This window comes from Facilibium subflavum, assembly GCF_003574485.1.
GTDB lineage: Bacteria > Pseudomonadota > Gammaproteobacteria > Francisellales > Francisellaceae > Facilibium > Facilibium subflavum.
This window is the reverse complement of the sequence record NZ_KZ984703.1, coordinates 349-935: the sequence shown is the minus strand read 5'-3', so window position 1 is coordinate 935 and position 587 is coordinate 349. Positions and strand designations below refer to the sequence as shown.

Annotated in this window: 1 protein-coding gene; it reads right to left on the bottom strand. The window is 42.8% G+C overall.

Features of this window, described 5'->3' with window-relative positions:
• Nucleotides 1-587, bottom strand: a 587-nt coding sequence (locus tag DNK84_RS00495) for a hypothetical protein (protein ID WP_208123218.1), incomplete at both ends; no start/stop codon positions are given.

The following is a 587-nucleotide window of genomic DNA, read 5'->3' as shown; positions in this document are numbered from 1 at the left end:
CAGCAATCCCTGCAATACTGCCAGAAGGTGATTTAGCGACTTCTGCTAGCTGGCTGTGGGCACCATAGGCATATTTACCATCAGGATAGTCAGACGATGTGAAGGGAATCGAAATTTTATTGCCATTATAGTTTAAGTACAAACTATCCACACCAGTTGTATTGGTTAAGAGGTATTCTCCATCAACATTAAATACAACCCCGCCTTTTTCGGCAACCACACTGCCACTGTGAATTTGCATCCGTGCTGATGGAATCAACTGGACATGAACGTAGCCAAGGCTCTGGCTTTCAAGCTTTGTATGGTTTTTAACAAAGTTAGTCCTTAGCCGGCCTTCCCCATGATCAAGACAGGTTTCAATAGCAAAATCCGTTATTCCCTTATCCCCCCCTGACGTTACAGGCTTATACTGCACATTAAATATAGAATAAGGGTCATTAGCACTTTGTTTAACATCACCATCCAGCAAATTAATCTCTGGGTAGGTGGAGATCTGCTCACTAATGACATCATGCTTGTTTGTGCTGTCACTTGAGATAACAGGCAGATCCTCATTGGAAATATAGCGCTTTTGCACACTAAGTGCT